We start from the raw sequence: 17,157 nt of genomic DNA on the forward strand, positions 1-17,157 counted from the left end.
GCTTGACTTTGGTAAAAATCGCGTATAGAATAATGCTTAATTCTTAATCGAAATTCGTTGATCCGTTGATGGGACAAAGTAATTCGAACCTTGCATAACCAGAGAGGGAAGCCGCCGGCTGAAAGCTTCCTTATGCGAATCGGACGAACAGACCTCCCGGAGGACCGGCGGCGAACCCTTACGGGCAGTAGTCGACCGGCGCAGGCGGGCGTTAACCGCATACTTAAAGTGTGAATGAACCGGTGAATCGGTTCGTTCGAATCGTGGGTGGTACCGCGGGAGCCTGATCGACATCAACTCTCGTCCCTGACTGCAATGCTGCAATCAGGGGCGGGAGTTTTTTATTTTGAACCCGCATGAGCCGGGAAGAAAGGAGCTGGAACATAGATGAGTATTCAAAAGCCAAAAGGTACGCAGGATCTGCTGCCCGGTGAAATCGAAAAATGGCAGTATATCGAAACCAAAGCGAGGGAGCTCTGCGCAAGGTTCAACTACAAAGAAATTCGCACGCCCGTCTTCGAGCATACCGAGCTGTTCCAGCGCGGCGTCGGAGAAACAACGGACATCGTGGAGAAAGAAATGTACACGTTCCTGGATAAAGCCGACCGCAGCATCTCGCTCCGCCCGGAAGGGACGGCCGGCGTTGTTCGGGCCTATCTGGAAAACAAGCTGTACGGCGAACCGGACGTGAACAAGCTGTACTATATCGGCCCGATGTTTCGGTATGAACAGCCGCAGGCCGGACGTTACCGCCAATTCCACCAGTTCGGGGTCGAAGCGTTCGGATCGCAGGATCCGTCCATCGATGCGGAAGTGATCGCGCTCGGGTATACGTTCTACAAGGAGCTTGGGCTGAAGGAAGTAACCGTGGAGATCAACTCCGTCGGCAATCCGGCGGTGCGCGCGGCTTACCGCGAACACATTCAGCGTTTCTTTGCGCCGGTGAAGGATAAGCTTTGCAAGGATTGCCAATCGCGCTTTGACCGCAACCCGATGCGGATTCTGGACTGTAAAATAGACCAGAAATACGGCGAAGGGGCACCAACCATCGTCGAGCATCTCGATGAAGAATGCTCCACGCACTTCCAGGCGGTACAGGATTACTTGACAGCGATGGATATTCCGTTCCGCTTGAATCCGCGCCTTGTCCGCGGTCTGGATTACTACACGCATACGGCGTTCGAGTATAAAGCCGGCGGGATCGGCGCGATTGATACGATTGGCGGGGGCGGCCGCTATAACGGCCTCGTCAGCCAAATCGGCGGGCAGGATCAACCCGGCGTCGGGCTTGGTCTCGGGATGGAGCGCATCCTGCTTGTGCTGCAGTCGCAAGGCGTCGACATCCCGGCACCCAAACCGCTTGACGTGTATCTGGTCGCGCTCGGCGAAGCCGCCGAGAAAGCGTGCGTCAAGCTGCTTCACGACCTGCGCCTGGCGGGGCTCAAGGCCGAGAAGGACTATCTCGGCCGTAAAATCAAGGCGCAGATGAAATCGGCCGACCGTTACAACGCGGCCTATGTAGCCATCCTTGGCGATGACGAGCTCGCCCGGAGTGAAATCACTGTCAAAGCGATGGCGACAGGCGAGCAGGAAACCGTATCGCTCGCTTCATTCGCGCAAACGATGCAAAGCCGAAACCGGCATGTATAAGGGAGTCCATTCTTAACCAAACTTGGAGGTAGATATCAAATGTTGTTAAAAACACATCATTGCGGAGCCTTAACGAAAGCGAACGTCGGGGAAACCGTCGTTTTGAACGGCTGGGTACAGCGCCGGCGCGATTTGGGCGGCGTATTGTTTATCGATCTGCGCGACCGCAGCGGCCTTATGCAAATCGTCTTTAACCCGGCGTTTTCCGGCGATGCGCTCGCCATTGCCGACCGCGCCCGTAACGAGTACGTGCTTGCCGTACGCGGCCAAGTCGTAGAGCGCGACAAGGAAACCGTAAATCCAAATATCCCGACAGGCGAGATTGAAATTCGCGTAACGGAAATCGAGATTATGAACGCGGCCAAAAACCCGCCGTTCTTCATCGAAGACGGCATAGAAATCGACGAATCGCTTCGCTTGAAATACCGTTACCTGGACCTGCGCCGTCCGGAAATGCAGCGTACGCTGATGCTTCGTTCCAAAGCGGCCAAAGTGTTCCGCGATTACCTCGACGACAACGGCTTCATTGAGATCGAAACGCCGATCTTGACCAAGAGCACTCCGGAAGGCGCGCGTGATTATTTGGTGCCAAGCCGGGTGCACCCGGGCGAGTTTTTCGCGCTGCCGCAATCGCCGCAAATTTTCAAGCAGCTGCTGATGGTAGGCGGCATGGAGCGCTATTATCAAATCGCCCGCTGCTTCCGCGACGAAGACCTGCGCGCCGACCGCCAGCCGGAATTTACGCAAGTCGACATCGAGACGTCGTTCCTGTCGCAGGATCAACTGCTTGAGTTGATGGAGAAGCTCGTCGTCCGTTTGTTCAAAGAAACCGCAAACGCGGACATCCCTACGCCGTTCCAGCGAATCAGCTATGCGGATGCCATGGGCAAGTACGGCTCCGACAAGCCGGACCTTCGCTTCGGACTCGAGCTGAAAGACGTGTCGGATATCGTATCCGATTCCGGCGTTCAAGTGTTCGCGAACGTCATTAAGAACGGCGGTCAAGTCAAGGCGCTCAACGCCAAGGGCTGCGCAAGCTGGAGCCGCAAGGAGATCGACGATCTCGGCGTATTCGCCGCCCGTTACGGCGCCAAGGGTCTCGCCTGGATCACGTATAAAGAAGGCGAATTGAAAGGGCCGATAGTGAAGTTCTTCAACGAGCAGGAGCTGGAGCTGCTGAAACAACGTCTGGATGCCGAAGAAGGCGACCTGCTGCTGTTCTCCGCCGACAAGAAGAAAGTGGTTGCGGACGTGCTCGGCAACCTGCGTCTCAAAATCGGCCGCGAGCTCGGCCTGATCGACGAAAGCCAGTTCAAATTCGCTTGGGTGGTTGATTTCCCGCTGCTCAGCTATGATGAAGAAGAAAAACGTTACGTGGCGGAGCACCATCCGTTCACTCGTCCGAAAGAAGAAGATGTGCATTTCTTCGATACCGATCCGGGGCAAATTCGCGCGCAAGCGTATGACCTTGTGCTGAACGGCTATGAAGTGGGCGGCGGCTCCATGCGGATTTACAAGCGCGAAGTGCAGGAAAAAATGTTCGGCGCACTTGGCTTTTCCAAGGAAGAGGCGCAAGAGAAATTCGGCTTCCTGCTCGAAGCGTTCGAATACGGCACGCCGCCGCACGGGGGTATCGCGTTCGGCTTTGACCGTCTGGTCATGCTGATTACAGGACGCAACAACTTGCGTGAAACGATCGCGTTCCCGAAAACCGCAAGCGCGACCGATCTGCTGACGGATGCGCCGGGACCGGTGGACGACAAGCAGTTGGAGCAGCTTTCGATCCGTGTTGCGCTCAAGCAGCCTTCTTCCAAATAAGAATCGAATAAGGAGTGTGGGCTTAAGCAGATGCTGCATCAATTTTCGCGAACGGAGCTTGCGATCGGACCCGAAGGTCTAAAAGCCATGAAAAACAGTACGGTGGCGGTGCTCGGCATCGGCGGCGTCGGATCGATTGCCGCCGAAGCGCTCGCCCGCACCGGCGTCGGCCGCGTCGTCATGGTCGATAAGGACGTCGTCGATATTACGAACGTGAACCGGCAAATTCATGCGCTCACCACGACCGTGGGTCAGCCGAAGGCTGAGCTGATGCGCGACCGCATTTTGCAAATCAATCCGGAATGCGACGCCGTTGCTCTGAAAATGTTTTACACGGAGGAAACGTACGAGCGGCTGTTCGAATATCCGATCGATTACGTGCTTGACGCGTCGGACACGATCAGCTATAAAATTCATTTGATCAAGCAATGCTTGACGCGCAAAATCCCGATCATTTCCTGTATGGGCGCGGCGAACAAGATGGACCCGACCCGATTCCAGGTGGCGGACATTTCAAAGACGACCGTCGATCCGATGGCCAGAGTCATTCGCCACAAGCTTCGCAAGGAAGGGATTAAGAAGGGCGTCAAGGTCGTCTTCTCCACGGAAGAGCCGATAAGGCCGCGGGGCGATGTGACCCAGCGCATTGTACCGGAGAATGCGCCGGAAATCCGCAAAGCGCAGCAACCGCCGGCCAGCAATGCATTCGTACCGCCGGTTGCGGGGCTGATTATGGTCAGTGTAGCGGTAAGAGACTTGCTGGCGAAGAACGGGATTCAGTAGCAAAGCGCTTGCTGCCGTAGGGAGCGGGAACGACGCTGAGGTTTATTAAACCGTTGCAGTCCTTTATAATAGAAACATAGGGTTGGTAGGGGAACATATACCGAAGCCCTGTGTTTCTTTTTTTGCGCGCCAATTTCACTGCGGGTTGTCAGGATCGGGGCGATAGCAGCCGACAAGTCGCACTGTTTTTATTTCATACGAATAAAGGTTGTGTGAGAGATGGATCTATTTACACTGGCGGCGGAGCAAAGTCCAAGCGGCAAACTGCTGGCGGACCGGATGCGTCCGGTGACGCTGGATGAATATATCGGGCAGGAGCACATCGTTGGAGCCGGGAAGCTGCTGCGTCGCGCCATTGAGGCGGATCAAGTGACCTCGATTTTGCTGTACGGTCCTCCCGGCACCGGCAAGACGACGTTGGCGAACATTATTTCCCATCGGACGTCGGGCATATTTGTGAAGCTGAATGCGGTCGATGCCAGCGTCAAGGATGTTCGCGAAGTAATCGATCAAGCGAAACAAAATCGGACGCTGTACGGCAAAAAGACGATTTTGTTCCTTGACGAGGTACACCGGTTCAATACGTCCAGGCAAGACGCGCTGCTGCCTGCGGTAGAACAGGGGATCATTATTTTTATCGGAGCGACGACGGAAAATCCGTTCCACCACGTCAACGGCGCGCTGCTCTCGCGTTCGACACTGTTTCAACTGCAGCCCTTGACGCACGAGCACTCGCTGATCGCCATGCGCCGGGCGCTTGCTGACCGCGACCGCGGACTCGGCTTCATGGCGATCGAGGCTGAGGACGGCGCGCTCGAGCATCTGTCGCGGATGGCCGGCGGCGATATTCGCCGGGCGCTCAATGCGCTCGAGCTTGCGGCGGTGACGACGCCGCCCGAGGCAAGCGGTACCGTGCGCCTAACGCTCGAGGTTGCCGAAGAGTCGATTCGGCGCCCGACCGTCAAAGCGGACGAATCGACGCAGTACGACGTGCTGTCCGCGTTTCACAAAAGCTTGCGCGGCTCTAGCGACGCGGCGCTGTTCTGGTTTCTGCACGCCGTCGAAAAGCTGGGTATGGATCCGATGACGTTTCTGCGGCGGCTGATCGTCATGTGCAGCGAGGACATCGGTCTTGCCAATCCGCAAGCGATGGTGCAAGCTGTTACCGCGATGGACGCCTATCACAAAATCGGCTGGCCTGAATCGAAATACGTCATTGCCCAGGCTATTTTATTTGCAGTGGAGAGCCCCAAATCCAACGCCATTCCCATGGCGATCGGAAAAGCGATGGAGGCGATGGAACGGCTGCGCTCTGCGGAGGTGCCGATGCATCTGAGAGATACGCATTACAAAGGAGCGGAACAGCTCGGACATAAGGGCTATATGTATCCGCATAACTATCCCGGCCACTACGTGGATCAGCAATATTTGCCCGATCCGATCAAGCAGGAGTATTTTTACGAGGCATCCCGCCAAGGGATGGAAGATAAGATCAGCCAAAATCAACAAAGACGCCGCTCCTCGGGCCGGCAATAATATCGCCAAAGGCACACCTCGTGGAATACGAGGTTTTTCTTTTAGCAAGAAAGAGCCTGACAGCTGCCATGCGAATATGCACGGATCGGAAGAAGTTTGCATAAAGTACATGGATATATTTCCTGTAGTGCAGTAGAGGGGACGCGCGTCATAAGCGATATACGAGCCTATTCACTATTATTCTATGAAAATGGTATTGTCAATACCCATAACATTGTATAAGATATTAAGTAATGAGTGTTTTACCTTCGGGCTGCATGCATATACTAAGTAAAAGAAGAGAGGATGCGTCAACATCCGCTCTTCGACGCACAATAGCCGCTTTTAAGGGCGGTTGGCTTCAAAGGGTGCTGCGACGAAATAGACCGTCTACCTTTGCAGAGGGCGGTCTATTTCTTTTTGTTAAGGTAAGTAAGCAAGGCTAAGATGAACATGCCGAACATGAACATCAGAGTAAGCGCTTGATACACCTCCACAGGCATCACCTCCCTTCCGAGAGGTTAGCCGACCGCCTATAAAGCCGTTCTATCGTGATTGCTTAATTGTACCATATTTTACCTTGCGTATGAACCTGCCTTGTCCAACGGAACCCCGATCCTGATATCCCGCCACCAAGTCACACCGCCACCCGCAAACGTTCGAACTTGTCCTCCTAAACGTTGAGCGTTTTACTCCCTTCGAAATGCGAATGCTCCGAAAAGTTCGTTCCGATTCATGCAAATAAAGCATATTTGAACAGGTTATGCGCTTATAATTTGATTAACAGTCTATTTACATTTCCTGTGACACGGCCAAGCGGCTTACAATTTGGTATTCCAAGGGAGGTGTACCTGTTCGCCTCAGCGGGTGGGTAGGTAAAACATTTGAGCGATGGCTCTGTACCGTTACTTCTGAACATCTTTTTTGTGCTGCTGTTGGTGTTTTTGAACGGTTTTTTCGTGGCTGCCGAATTTGCCATGGTCAAAGTGAGATCCAGCCGAATCGATACGCTGGTTCAGGAAGGAAACCGAAGCGCCGGCTTCGCCAAATCGATTGTCGGAAACCTCGATGCCTACTTATCCGCTTGCCAGCTCGGCATTACGCTTACCTCGCTCGGTCTAGGCTGGATCGGGGAGCCTGTCGTAGCCCGTGTGCTGGAACCTCTGCTTTATCCGCTTAGGCTGCCCGACTCCGTCATTCATACCATTTCATTCATAGCTGCTTTTTCCCTGATCACCGTGTTGCATATTACGCTTGGCGAGCAATTTCCGAAAACTTACGCGATCCGCAAGTCTGAGCAGGTAACGCTGCTTGCCTCCGTGCCTTTGATCGGGTTTTACCGCCTGATGTATCCGTTTATTTGGTTTTTGAACGGGGCTTCGAACATGCTGCTGCGGTTTGCCGGCATTGAGCCGACGGAAGAGACGCGGCTAGCTCACACGGAAGAGGAAATTCGCGTCTTGATGAAAGAAAGCAATCAGAGCGGATTGATCGACAGCACCGAGCTTGCGCTTGTGGACAATATTTTCGAGTTTACGGAAACGCATGCCCGGGAAATCATGATTCCCCGAACGGAAATGGTTTGCCTGTACGCCAACAATACGTATGAAGAAAACAAAGCGCTTGCGATCAACGAAATGCATACGCGATACCCTGTCTGCGACCCGGATAAAGATAGTATTATCGGCTTTATTCATATTAAAGATCTGCTGACGACCGAGGCGGATACGAACAGTTTGCAGGCGATGATCCGTCCGATGACGAAAGTGCCGGAATCGATGCATATTAGCGCGCTGCTTAAGCTGATGCAAAAAAAGAAAACGCAGATGGCGTTATTGATCGACGAATACGGAGGCACATCGGGGCTTGTGACGTTCGAGGACATCATCGAAGAGATCGTTGGAGAAATTCAGGATGAATTCGACGAGGAGCGCCCGCAGATTGAAAAAACAGACGATGCGGCATATTCGATCGACGGCCGGATGCTGATTGAGGAAGTGAACAGCTTTTTCGGTTTGCAAATCGCTTCGGACGATTACGATACGATCGGCGGATGGATCTATTCCCAAGTGGAAATGCCGCCGAAGAAAAACCAACGCATCGGTGGCGGAGATTCCACCCTGTTCATCATCGAGGAAACCGATCATTTGCGCATATCGCGAATACTTGTCAAAAAGCGGCTGCCGCAGGACGAAGAACCGCAGTCCGATATTGACACCACTGCGGCTGAAGGAACATAGCAGCGTAACAATGTGTGCTTGAAGGCAGTACAACGAAACAATGCTCTCGTTCTCCGTGCTCGGGATGGCGCGCATTCATCTCTTCGATATGCGGCAGCGCGGCACGGCCAACTCGACATAGCTTTTGTGCGTTCGCTTGGCATGACCTTTGGCATTACCGTCTTCGTCATCATCCAGCGCAATTTATTAGCCGGTGACGTCGGGCCGTTCTCGGAGGCGGCGCGAGCGGAGCGGGAATCAGCTTCAGCGATCCGCGCCAGTTGTTGTCGCCGGAGACTCGGAGCGGCAACCCGCCGCGATGCTGGATAAAATTACGGGAGCGCTCTCCGGTTCCATTGCCCATACGTTGCTTTGGGCGCTCGTTCCTGCGGTACTCACCATCGTATGGTTCTATGGATGAGTAAGGAAAAACTAAGTCCGGTCAAAGCACAGCAGCCGGCTGGGGACGTATTATCCAAAGCTTGATGCGAAAAAAGACGCTTTCATCCCACTCGGAAGTGGTTTGAAAGCGTCTTTTCATATGGCCCGGAACAGCCGCAGTGAAGCAGCTGCCCTCGTTATGCAAAACCGTTACTTGATCAGCTTGTCGATGACTGCGCCGCCGAGGCATACTTCCCCGTCGTAGAACACAACGGATTGCCCCGGCGTAATCGCCTTTTGCGGCATGTCGAAAGTCACTTCGCAGCGGCCGTCCGGACCGAATTGGACCGAGACGCCCTGATCCGGCTGACGGTATCGGAACTTGGCCGTGCAGCGTACCGCTTCCTTCGGCGGCTCCCCAGCGATCCAGTTCAAATCACTGGCAAGGAGGCCCTTCGAGTAAAGCGCCGGATGCTTCTCGCCTTGCACCACATAAAGAATGTTCTTCTCCAAATCTTTGCTGGCGACAAACCAAGGCTCTCCGGTGCCGGAACCGCCAATGCCGAGACCTTGACGTTGTCCGAGCGTGTAGTACATCAGACCGTCATGCCGGCCTTTCACTTCGCCCTCAAGCGTGCGCATGTCACCCGGTTGGGCGGGCAAATAGCCGCTTAGAAACTCTTTGAAGTTGCGCTCGCCGATGAAGCATACGCCGGTGCTGTCCTTCTTCTTCGCAGTTGCCAAGCCGCTTTTTTCAGCGATGGCCCGAACTTCGGGTTTCGGAATATTGCCGATGGGGAACATCGCTTTTGACAGCTGATACTGGTTCAGCGCATGAAGGAAATACGTTTGATCCTTGTTAGCGTCTTCGCCACGAAGCAGGCGGTACTTCCCGTCGACTTGATCCACGCGGGCATAATGGCCGGTAGCGATGTAGTCGGCGCCGAGCTCGAGCGCTTTTTGCAAAAATTCGCCGAACTTGATTTCCCGGTTGCACATGACGTCGGGATTCGGCGTACGCCCTTTGCGGTATTCGTCCAGGAAGTAGGAGAACACCTTATCCATGTATTGTTTCTCAAAATTTACCGTATAATAGGGAATACCGATTTGATCGCATACTCGACGCACGTCTTCGGCGTCTTCCTCCGCCGTGCAGTGGCCGAACTCGTCGGTGTCGTCCCAGTTTTTCATAAAAACGCCGATGACCTCGTATCCTTGCTCTTTGAGCAGCAGCGCCGAAACGGAAGAATCGACGCCGCCGGACATGCCGAGGACGATGCGCGGTTTGTTCGTCATTACGTTCAACCTCACTTTGTTCGCTTAAGCTGTTGTAGCTTGTTTTGTATTATACATCGGTTTGCCGCAATAATAAAATTTTTCATCATTATGTCAAGGTTTTTCTCCCACAATACACGGATTTATGATAACATAGTATTGATACAAAAATGTATGAAATGTAAACGAGGTGCTTGCATTGAAAATTTCTACCAAAGGTCGCTACGGCCTGACCATCATGATGGAGCTGGCTACCAAATTCGGCGAAGGCCCGACTTCATTAAAAAGCATCGCGGAAAAGCACGGGCTGTCCGAGCATTATTTGGAGCAGCTGGTCGCACCTTTGCGCAATGCGGGACTGGTCAAAAGCATTCGCGGCGCCTATGGCGGATATATTTTATCCAAAGCGCCTGAGGAACTAACTGCGGGCGATGTCATCCGCGTACTGGAAGGGCCGATCAGCCCGGTCGATTTTACGGAAGAGGACGATCCGGCGAAGCGCGATTTATGGATACGCATTCGCGACAGCATCGCGAACGTGCTAGACTCCACGACGCTGTCCGATTTGATCAGCTATAAAGACGAAGGCAGCAAGGACAGCTATATGTTCTACATTTAACGAAACCGATTGTGGTGAATGCATTGGAGTTTATTTATTTGGATCATGCCGCTACGACGCCGGTACATCCGGAAGTTGTCGAAGCGATGCTTCCGTATTTGACGGGGATATACGGGAATGCGTCCAGCACGCATCAAGCCGGTCGCGCCGCCCGTCATGCGCTTAACGACGCGCGAGACCGCATCGCCGCTTTTGTGGGCTGCCGTCCGGCGGAACTCGTATTTACTGGAAGCGGAACGGAAAGCGACAATACCGCGCTGTTCGGCGCCGCGGAAGCGGGACGCGAGCGAGGCAAGCACATCATTACGACGCAGATCGAGCATCACGCCGTTCTTCACGCATGCGAGCGGCTCGAACAGCTTGGGTATGACGTTACCTATTTGCCAGTCGACGCCCTCGGGCAAGTGGCTCCGGCCGATGTGGAAGCGGCTATCCGGCCCGATACGATCCTGATCAGCGTAATGTATGGTAATAACGAGGTCGGTACGCTTCAGCCAATCGTGGAGATTGGCGAGCTGGCGAGGAGCAAAGGCATCTGTTTTCACGTCGATGCGGTGCAAGCGCTGGCGCATGTTCCGATTGATCTACGTACGCTGCCGGTCGATCTGATGAGTTTTTCCGCGCATAAGTTGAATGGACCCAAAGGGGTAGGCGCGTTATATATAGCGAAGCATGTTCGTTTATCGCCGCTCATGTTCGGCGGCTCCCAGGAACGCAAAAGGCGTCCCGGCACGGAGAATACGGCAGGTATCTCCGGTTTTGCCAAGGCCGTGCAAATTTTTGAGCGCAACAGGTATGAATTGCAACAAAAGATGGAAAAACTACGTCAGGAAATGGTGAATGAGCTGCGAATACGTTTGGGAGAGCATGCATTTGTCATCAACGGCCATCCCACCGAGCGGCTTCCGCACATATTGAACGTGAGCTTTCCCGGAATATCCACGGAAACGATGCTGATGAACCTCGACCTGGCAGGGATCGCTGCAGCCAGCGGTTCCGCTTGCACCTCCGGTTCCCTCGAAGTGTCCCACGTCCTTCAAGCCATGCGGCTGCCTGAGGAAATAACGAATTCTGCCGTACGATTCAGCTTCGGTACGAACAACACCTTGGAGCAAGTAACCGCCGTCGCACAAATCGTTGAAACGATCATGAGCCGTTTGCGTAAATAAAGTTAAGCAAATGTTTATTTAAACCCGCGTATGCAGAACACTCCATTGGAAATTCATCTTTGTGCTAGGAGAGAATCCCTTTTGAAAAGAGCGCGGTATGTGATCGGGCTGCCGATCCTTTGCGTAGAAACCGGCAAGCAAGCGGGTATTGCAAAGGATCTCCTGCTGAATGCCGACTGGCAGGTAGAGGCGATTCTGCTCGAAATCAAACACTGGTATTCGGCTGCGAAGTTTATTTGGCTTGCGGATGTCATCGCGATCGGCGAGGACGCCATTACGATTCCAAACCTGGACGCGGTGAAACCGCTTGTGGAGCAGTTGGATTTGACCGCTTTGCTCAGCGGCGACAACAAAGTGAAGGGAATGCCGATCATTACGGTGAACGGCCAGCAGCTCGGCGTCATTGAGGATGTTTATTTGGAGCCTAAATGGGGTAAACAGGTAATAGGCTATGAGTTAACGGAGGGCTTCATTTCTGACTTGAAGGAAGGGCGCAAGTGGCTTCCTCTCCCGGATTCGGTAAAAATCGGCGAGGACGCCGTTATTGTTCCCGTCGGCGCTTCCGAAGCGCTGCAGGAAATCTTCGAACCATTAGAAGAATAGGGTGATAACTATGTTACGTTGTCCAAATTGCAATTCCAAAGATATCGGCAAGATCGGCTCCCATCAATTTTACTGCTGGGGCTGCTTCATCGAACTGACCGTGAACGGCGAGAAAATGTCCGTCTATCAAGTAGAAGAAGACGGCACGCTAAGCTCCCTGGACGATTTGTTTTTTGAAGAAGAGATTCCGCAAGTGCACGCGAATTAATCGGACCGTACGTACACCGTCTCCACATTTTCGTTTATTCGGAAGTGATGGAGGCGGTGTTTTTTGCGTTTTCGAGAAGCTTGCCTTCTCTCACATTGTATTCGACACATAGCCGGTCTATGTCCAAGATTGTACTTACTGGATTAGAAAAACCAACTTGTACATATACTGTAAAGGGCGCATTTTCAAGGGGGGAGGGCTTACGGTGGATCGGTTTACGAAAAACCATTTGTTCATCGGCATGGTTTATACGCTGCTGGGCTTGATCATATTATTTTTACTGGTCCAAATCAGGCCGCTAATCTCCTGGATCTATAACTTTTTATGCGAAATCCTTACGCCGTTTATAGTCGCATTGATCATTTCTTATGTGCTCAATCCCGTCGTCACGCTGCTGGGGGCGCGAAAAGTGCCGCGTACGGCCGCCGTGCTGCTGATTTACGCTGTCTTCATTACTTCTTCTACGGTCGTACTGATGAATGTCATTCCGATGCTCGTACGGCAGCTCAGCGAGTTGAACGAGCATATGCCCGACCTTGCTTTTAAGGCGCAGAGCGTCGTCGACGACTTGAACCAGGTTGAATTTTTGCCCGACAGCATCCGCAACGGAATCAACCAGTCGCTAGGCAAGCTGGAGAACGGGATTACGCTGGCCGTATCGGAATACATACGCGACATCGGGAATACGGTCGATACGTTGTTCTTGATCTTCATCATTCCGTTCGTCGCTTTTTATATGCTCAAAGATTTTCAACTGATCGAGAATACAGCGCTCGCTATCGTGCCCAAGACGCGTCGCAAACAAATCGTAACGATGCTCGTCGATATCGACACCGCACTCGGCAACTACATTCGGGGGCAGTTTCTTGTTTGCTGCATTATCGGTGGGCTGGCCTATGTCGGTTATTGGCTGATCGGCATGCCTTATGCGCTGCTGCTCGCCTGCATCGTGGCCGTGTTCAACATCATTCCGTACCTGGGTCCCTTTCTTGGAGCAGCACCGGCTTTAGTGGTAGCGTCGACGTTGTCCATAAAAATGGTGCTGTTCGTCATTCTGGTGAACACGGCGTGCCAAATTTTGGAGGGCAACGTCATTTCGCCGCAGGTGGTCGGACGTTCGCTCAAAATGCATCCGCTGTTCATTATTTTCGCTCTGCTGGTCGGCGGGGAGCTGGCGGGCATTGTCGGTTTGATTTTGGCGGTGCCGTTTTTCGCCGTCATGAAGGTGATCCTGCAGCATGTATTCACTTATTACGTGCATCGCCGTCCGACATAAAACAAGCTTTCAACAATCATGAACAGTTAGGTGAAACTTTTGTCCATCTATTGCGTACAACAACATGGTATTGCGCCGGCCGCAAAAATTTCATATTCGTATCATCGGAGGAGCCTGTCACCAAGGGCTCCTTTTTGTCTTTTTTTACTTTAACATTCTCGGGAAAGTTATGCTCAGGGGATCGTTCGATTTCGAGGAAAAAACGCGGCGTTTTTGAATCGTAAAAAGTGACTCCCGGGTTTTGAAACGAGTGGAGGGTACGTTCTATTATGGATCAGCAGGCTTGGATAGCGATCATCTTATTTTTGGTCGCCTATGCATTTATCGTATCGGAAAAGATTCATCGGACCATCGTCGCCATGATCGGCGGCATCTTGGTCGTAATTCTTGGCATTGCTTCGCAAGAGACGGCATTGCACCATATCGACTTCAATACGCTCGGGCTGTTGGTCGGTATGATGATCATTGTAGGAATTACCGCGGAAACGGGTTTGTTCAATTATATTGCGGTCTGGGCTGCCAAAAAAGCGGGAGGTCATCCGGTCCGTATCATGATCGCGCTTTGTTTGGTGACGGCGGTCGGATCGGCGTTTCTCGACAATGTAACGACCGTGCTGCTAATGGTACCGGTCACGTTCAGTATCACGCGGCAGCTTCGGGTCACCCCGGTGCCGTACTTTATATCGCAAATTATAGCTTGCAACATCGGAGGGACGGCGACGCTGATCGGCGATCCGCCGAATATCATGATCGGCAGCGCAGTGAAAGAATTGACTTTCATGGCTTTTATCAAAAATTTAAGTGTCATTTCGTGTTTTATCTTGATTGTACTGATTCCGATTCTCGTGCTGCTATATCGCAAAAAAATCCGAACCACTGAGGAGCTTCGGCAGCGGGTTTTGGATATGGACGAGCAGGCGGAAATCCGCAACCCGGCACTGCTGCGAAAAAGCTTGCTTGCTTTGGGTCTCACGATCATGGGCTTTTTTGTCCATCAGGTTGTGCATCTGGAATCGGCGACGGTGGCGCTATCCGGCGCTTTCTTCCTGCTGCTGCTTTCCGGAGAGCACTATTTGGAAAAAGCGTTCGAGCGAGTTGAATGGACGACGATCTTCTTTTTCATCGGGCTGTTCGTATTGGTGGCGGGTCTGGTCGAAACCGGAGTTATTGCCAGAATGGCCGAATATGCGGTCGGCATAACCGGGGGAGACGTAACCAAAGCGTCGCTGCTGATTTTATGGTTCAGTGCCATCGCCTCGGCCTTTCTCGATAATATACCTTTCGTGGCTACGATGATCCCGCTTATTCAGGAGATGGGGACGAGGGGGGTGACGAATTTGGAGCCGCTATGGTGGAGTCTTGCGCTCGGCGCATGTCTCGGAGGCAATGGAACGCTGATCGGCGCCAGCGCCAATCTCATCGTTGCGGGGATGTCGGCCAAAGAGGGACATCCGATTTCCTTCATGAAGTTTTTTAAAGTGGCTTTTCCGCTCATGCTCTTGTCCGTTGCGATTGCAAATGTATATGTATATGTGAGATATTTGATGTGATGTATAGCCACTATGAAGGAGGAGTACTCTTGCTGCACTATGAATACGACCAAGAGCTCCTGTCACTTGAAGAAAAGCTGGACGGGCAGGATATGGAGTTTTGGCTGCGGGTAAAGCGTCCGGATGCTGATGTGGAGAAGGCGGTCAAAAAGATACGGGATCATTTTAATGACAACGACGTGATGACGGACGTTTTGTTTTATGCGCATCATGGCGAGGAATATCAGTGGATCGTGCGGCACGATTATTATGTGGACTTCATCCTGTGCTTACTCAAGCACCGGCTGCTTACGGCCGTCAGATGGAGCGTGTAATAACGTCGAACATCCATGAAGGGACCTTTGCTCGCAACTCTGGGGCGAAGGTCTTTTTGTTGAAAGTTCCGTTTTTGCACACGTTGTGGCCCGGCTTCCTTTAATGGAAAACATTATACTTGCTATGGCGCATTCAAATGTGGTACATTGTTAGTCCGGTTGTCCGAGACACTTATCGAGCAACTTGACTCAAGAACCCAAGACGATTTGTAAGTTCTGATCTTGCTAGGCTGACTTCAAGAATGGAAGACATATTGTACTTGCGTGAAAGTATCAAATGTGGTAAGTTGTGAATCCGGCTGTCCGAGGGGACAATACGGAGGACTTGATCCAAGACGATTTGTAAGTTCTGATCTTGTTAGGTTGACTTCAAGAATGGAAGACATATCGTACTTGCGTGAAAGATTCAAATGTGGTAAGGTTGTGAATCCGGCTGTCCAAGGGGACAATACGGAGGACTTGATCCAAGACGATTTGTAAGTTCTGATCTTGTTAGGTTGACTTCAAGAATGGAAGACATGTTGTACTTGCGTGAAAGCTTCAAATGTGGTAAGTTGTGATTCCGGCTGTCCAAGGGGACAACACGGAGGACTTAATCCAAGACGATTTGTAAGTTCTGATCTTGTTAGGTTGACTTCAAGAATGGAAGACATGTTGTACTTGCGTGAAAGCTTCAAATGTGGTAAGTTGTGATTCCGGCTGTCACAAAGACATCACCGGAGTGCTTGTTAGTAAACAGAAACCGTTTGATGCTCGTGAAGAAGCGTCGACATATGGAAAAAAGTTTTGCTTGCTTTTCATAAGCGAATATGGTAAATTACGATCTTGTCGCTGCTAAAGCGGTTGACAAATCAAGTTATGAATTGCCCTTTGAAAACTGAACAACGAGTGAGTGAATTAGAGAATGAAAATTCTCGTCAGCATGTTGCAACTGTTACGGCGATTCTCGCCGGCGTCAGTTGTCAACGATAAATTTTGAGCTTAATCAGCTTACATTATAGCGAGCATCGCCTTCGGGTGATGGGAGCCATTTGTATCAATTTCGGTCTTCGGTCCGAAAATGATACTTTAATGGAGAGTTTGATCCTGGCTCAGGACGAACGCTGGCGGCGTGCCTAATACATGCAAGTCGAGCGAACCCTTCGGGGTTAGCGGCGGACGGGTGAGTAACACGTAGGCAACCTGCCTGTAAGATCGGGATAACTACCGGAAACGGTAGCTAAGACCGGATAATTAAGCGGAATGCATGTTCCGCTTATGAAACACGGTGCAAGCTGTGGCTTACAGATGGGCCTGCGGCGCATTAGCTAGTTGGCGGGGTAACGGCCCACCAAGGCGACGATGCGTAGCCGACCTGAGAGGGTGATCGGCCACACTGGGACTGAGACACGGCCCAGACTCCTACGGGAGGCAGCAGTAGGGAATCTTCCGCAATGGACGAAAGTCTGACGGAGCAACGCCGCGTGAGTGATGAAGGTTTTCGGATCGTAAAGCTCTGTTGCCAGGGAAGAACGTCCGGGGGAGTCACTGCCCCTGGAATGACGGTACCTGAGAAGAAAGCCCCGGCTAACTACGTGCCAGCAGCCGCGGTAATACGTAGGGGGCAAGCGTTGTCCGGAATTATTGGGCGTAAAGCGCGCGCAGGCGGTTTTTTAAGTCTGGTGTTTAAGCCCGGGGCTCAACCCCGGTTCGCACCGGAAACTGGAAGACTTGAGTGCAGGAGAGGAAAGCGGAATTCCACGTGTAGCGGTGAAATGCGTAGAGATGTGGAGGAACA

At 52.3% G+C, this 17,157-nt stretch carries 14 protein-coding genes and 1 rRNA gene; 13 read left to right on the forward strand and 2 right to left on the reverse strand.

All coding sequences use genetic code 11. The features are described from left to right. Positions 1-387 precede the first annotated feature (387 nt). The 4 genes from hisS (at position 388) to ACFQI7_RS21250 (ending at position 5,787) form a co-directional block, all read left to right on the forward strand. Positions 388-1,650, forward strand: a complete 1,263-nt coding sequence (hisS, locus tag ACFQI7_RS21235) for a histidine--tRNA ligase (RefSeq protein WP_218102232.1) — start codon at positions 388-390, stop codon at positions 1,648-1,650. Positions 1,651-1,689: 39 nt separating this feature from the next. Further along, a complete protein-coding gene (aspS, locus tag ACFQI7_RS21240) occupies positions 1,690-3,468 on the forward strand; it encodes an aspartate--tRNA ligase (RefSeq protein WP_218102231.1) in 1,779 nt (592 codons plus the stop codon). Between the two features lie 30 nt (positions 3,469-3,498). Next, positions 3,499-4,251, forward strand: coding sequence for a tRNA threonylcarbamoyladenosine dehydratase (locus tag ACFQI7_RS21245; RefSeq protein ID WP_218102230.1), 753 nt, complete (start codon positions 3,499-3,501; stop codon positions 4,249-4,251). A gap of 219 nt (positions 4,252-4,470) precedes the next feature. Then, positions 4,471-5,787, forward strand: a complete 1,317-nt coding sequence (locus ACFQI7_RS21250; RefSeq protein ID WP_218102229.1) for a replication-associated recombination protein A — start codon at positions 4,471-4,473, stop codon at positions 5,785-5,787. A 389-nt stretch (positions 5,788-6,176) separates the two neighbouring features. Here the strand turns inward: ACFQI7_RS21250 and ACFQI7_RS21255 are convergent, their stop codons facing one another. Further along, positions 6,177-6,269, reverse strand: coding sequence for a putative holin-like toxin (locus ACFQI7_RS21255; RefSeq protein WP_268966859.1), 93 nt, complete (start codon positions 6,267-6,269; stop codon positions 6,177-6,179). A 381-nt stretch (positions 6,270-6,650) separates the two neighbouring features. Here ACFQI7_RS21255 and ACFQI7_RS21260 point away from each other — a divergent pair, with 381 nt between their 5' ends. Next, on the forward strand, positions 6,651-8,006 hold the full coding sequence (locus tag ACFQI7_RS21260; RefSeq protein WP_218102228.1) for a hemolysin family protein: 1,356 nt from the start codon (positions 6,651-6,653) through the stop codon (positions 8,004-8,006). Between the two features lie 570 nt (positions 8,007-8,576). Here the strand turns inward: ACFQI7_RS21260 and mnmA are convergent. Continuing rightward, the gene (mnmA, locus tag ACFQI7_RS21265; protein ID WP_329958283.1) at positions 8,577-9,662 is read right to left on the reverse strand and encodes a tRNA 2-thiouridine(34) synthase MnmA; all 1,086 of its coding nucleotides are present in this window, start codon (positions 9,660-9,662) and stop codon (positions 8,577-8,579) included. Positions 9,663-9,840: 178 nt separating this feature from the next. Here mnmA and cymR point away from each other — a divergent pair, with 178 nt between their 5' ends. From cymR to ACFQI7_RS21305, 8 genes are all read left to right on the forward strand, one after another. Further along, on the forward strand, positions 9,841-10,260 hold the full coding sequence (gene cymR, locus ACFQI7_RS21270) for a cysteine metabolism transcriptional regulator CymR (RefSeq protein ID WP_218102226.1): 420 nt from the start codon (positions 9,841-9,843) through the stop codon (positions 10,258-10,260). Positions 10,261-10,283: 23 nt separating this feature from the next. Beyond that, positions 10,284-11,429 carry a cysteine desulfurase family protein gene (locus ACFQI7_RS21275; RefSeq protein WP_218102295.1) on the forward strand — a complete coding sequence of 382 codons (1,146 nt, stop codon included), beginning with the start codon at positions 10,284-10,286 and terminating at the stop codon, positions 11,427-11,429. Positions 11,430-11,510: 81 nt separating this feature from the next. Next, positions 11,511-12,032, forward strand: a complete 522-nt coding sequence (locus tag ACFQI7_RS21280; protein WP_218102225.1) for a PRC-barrel domain-containing protein — start codon at positions 11,511-11,513, stop codon at positions 12,030-12,032. A gap of 10 nt (positions 12,033-12,042) precedes the next feature. After that, a complete protein-coding gene (locus tag ACFQI7_RS21285; protein WP_218093074.1) occupies positions 12,043-12,240 on the forward strand; it encodes a hypothetical protein in 198 nt (65 codons plus the stop codon). A gap of 205 nt (positions 12,241-12,445) precedes the next feature. Further along, the gene (locus ACFQI7_RS21290) at positions 12,446-13,516 is read left to right on the forward strand and encodes an AI-2E family transporter (protein ID WP_218102224.1); all 1,071 of its coding nucleotides are present in this window, start codon (positions 12,446-12,448) and stop codon (positions 13,514-13,516) included. Positions 13,517-13,785: 269 nt separating this feature from the next. Next, positions 13,786-15,066 carry an ArsB/NhaD family transporter gene (locus ACFQI7_RS21295; protein ID WP_218102223.1) on the forward strand — a complete coding sequence of 427 codons (1,281 nt, stop codon included), beginning with the start codon at positions 13,786-13,788 and terminating at the stop codon, positions 15,064-15,066. Between the two features lie 29 nt (positions 15,067-15,095). After that, positions 15,096-15,380 carry a hypothetical protein gene (locus ACFQI7_RS21300; protein WP_218102222.1) on the forward strand — a complete coding sequence of 95 codons (285 nt, stop codon included), beginning with the start codon at positions 15,096-15,098 and terminating at the stop codon, positions 15,378-15,380. A gap of 1,068 nt (positions 15,381-16,448) precedes the next feature. Further along, positions 16,449-17,157 (forward strand): 16S ribosomal RNA (locus ACFQI7_RS21305); the annotation flags it as partial.

The sequence above is a fragment of the Paenibacillus allorhizosphaerae genome (assembly GCF_042659105.1).
In the GTDB taxonomy this organism is placed as follows: domain Bacteria; phylum Bacillota; class Bacilli; order Paenibacillales; family NBRC-103111; genus Paenibacillus_G; species Paenibacillus_G allorhizosphaerae.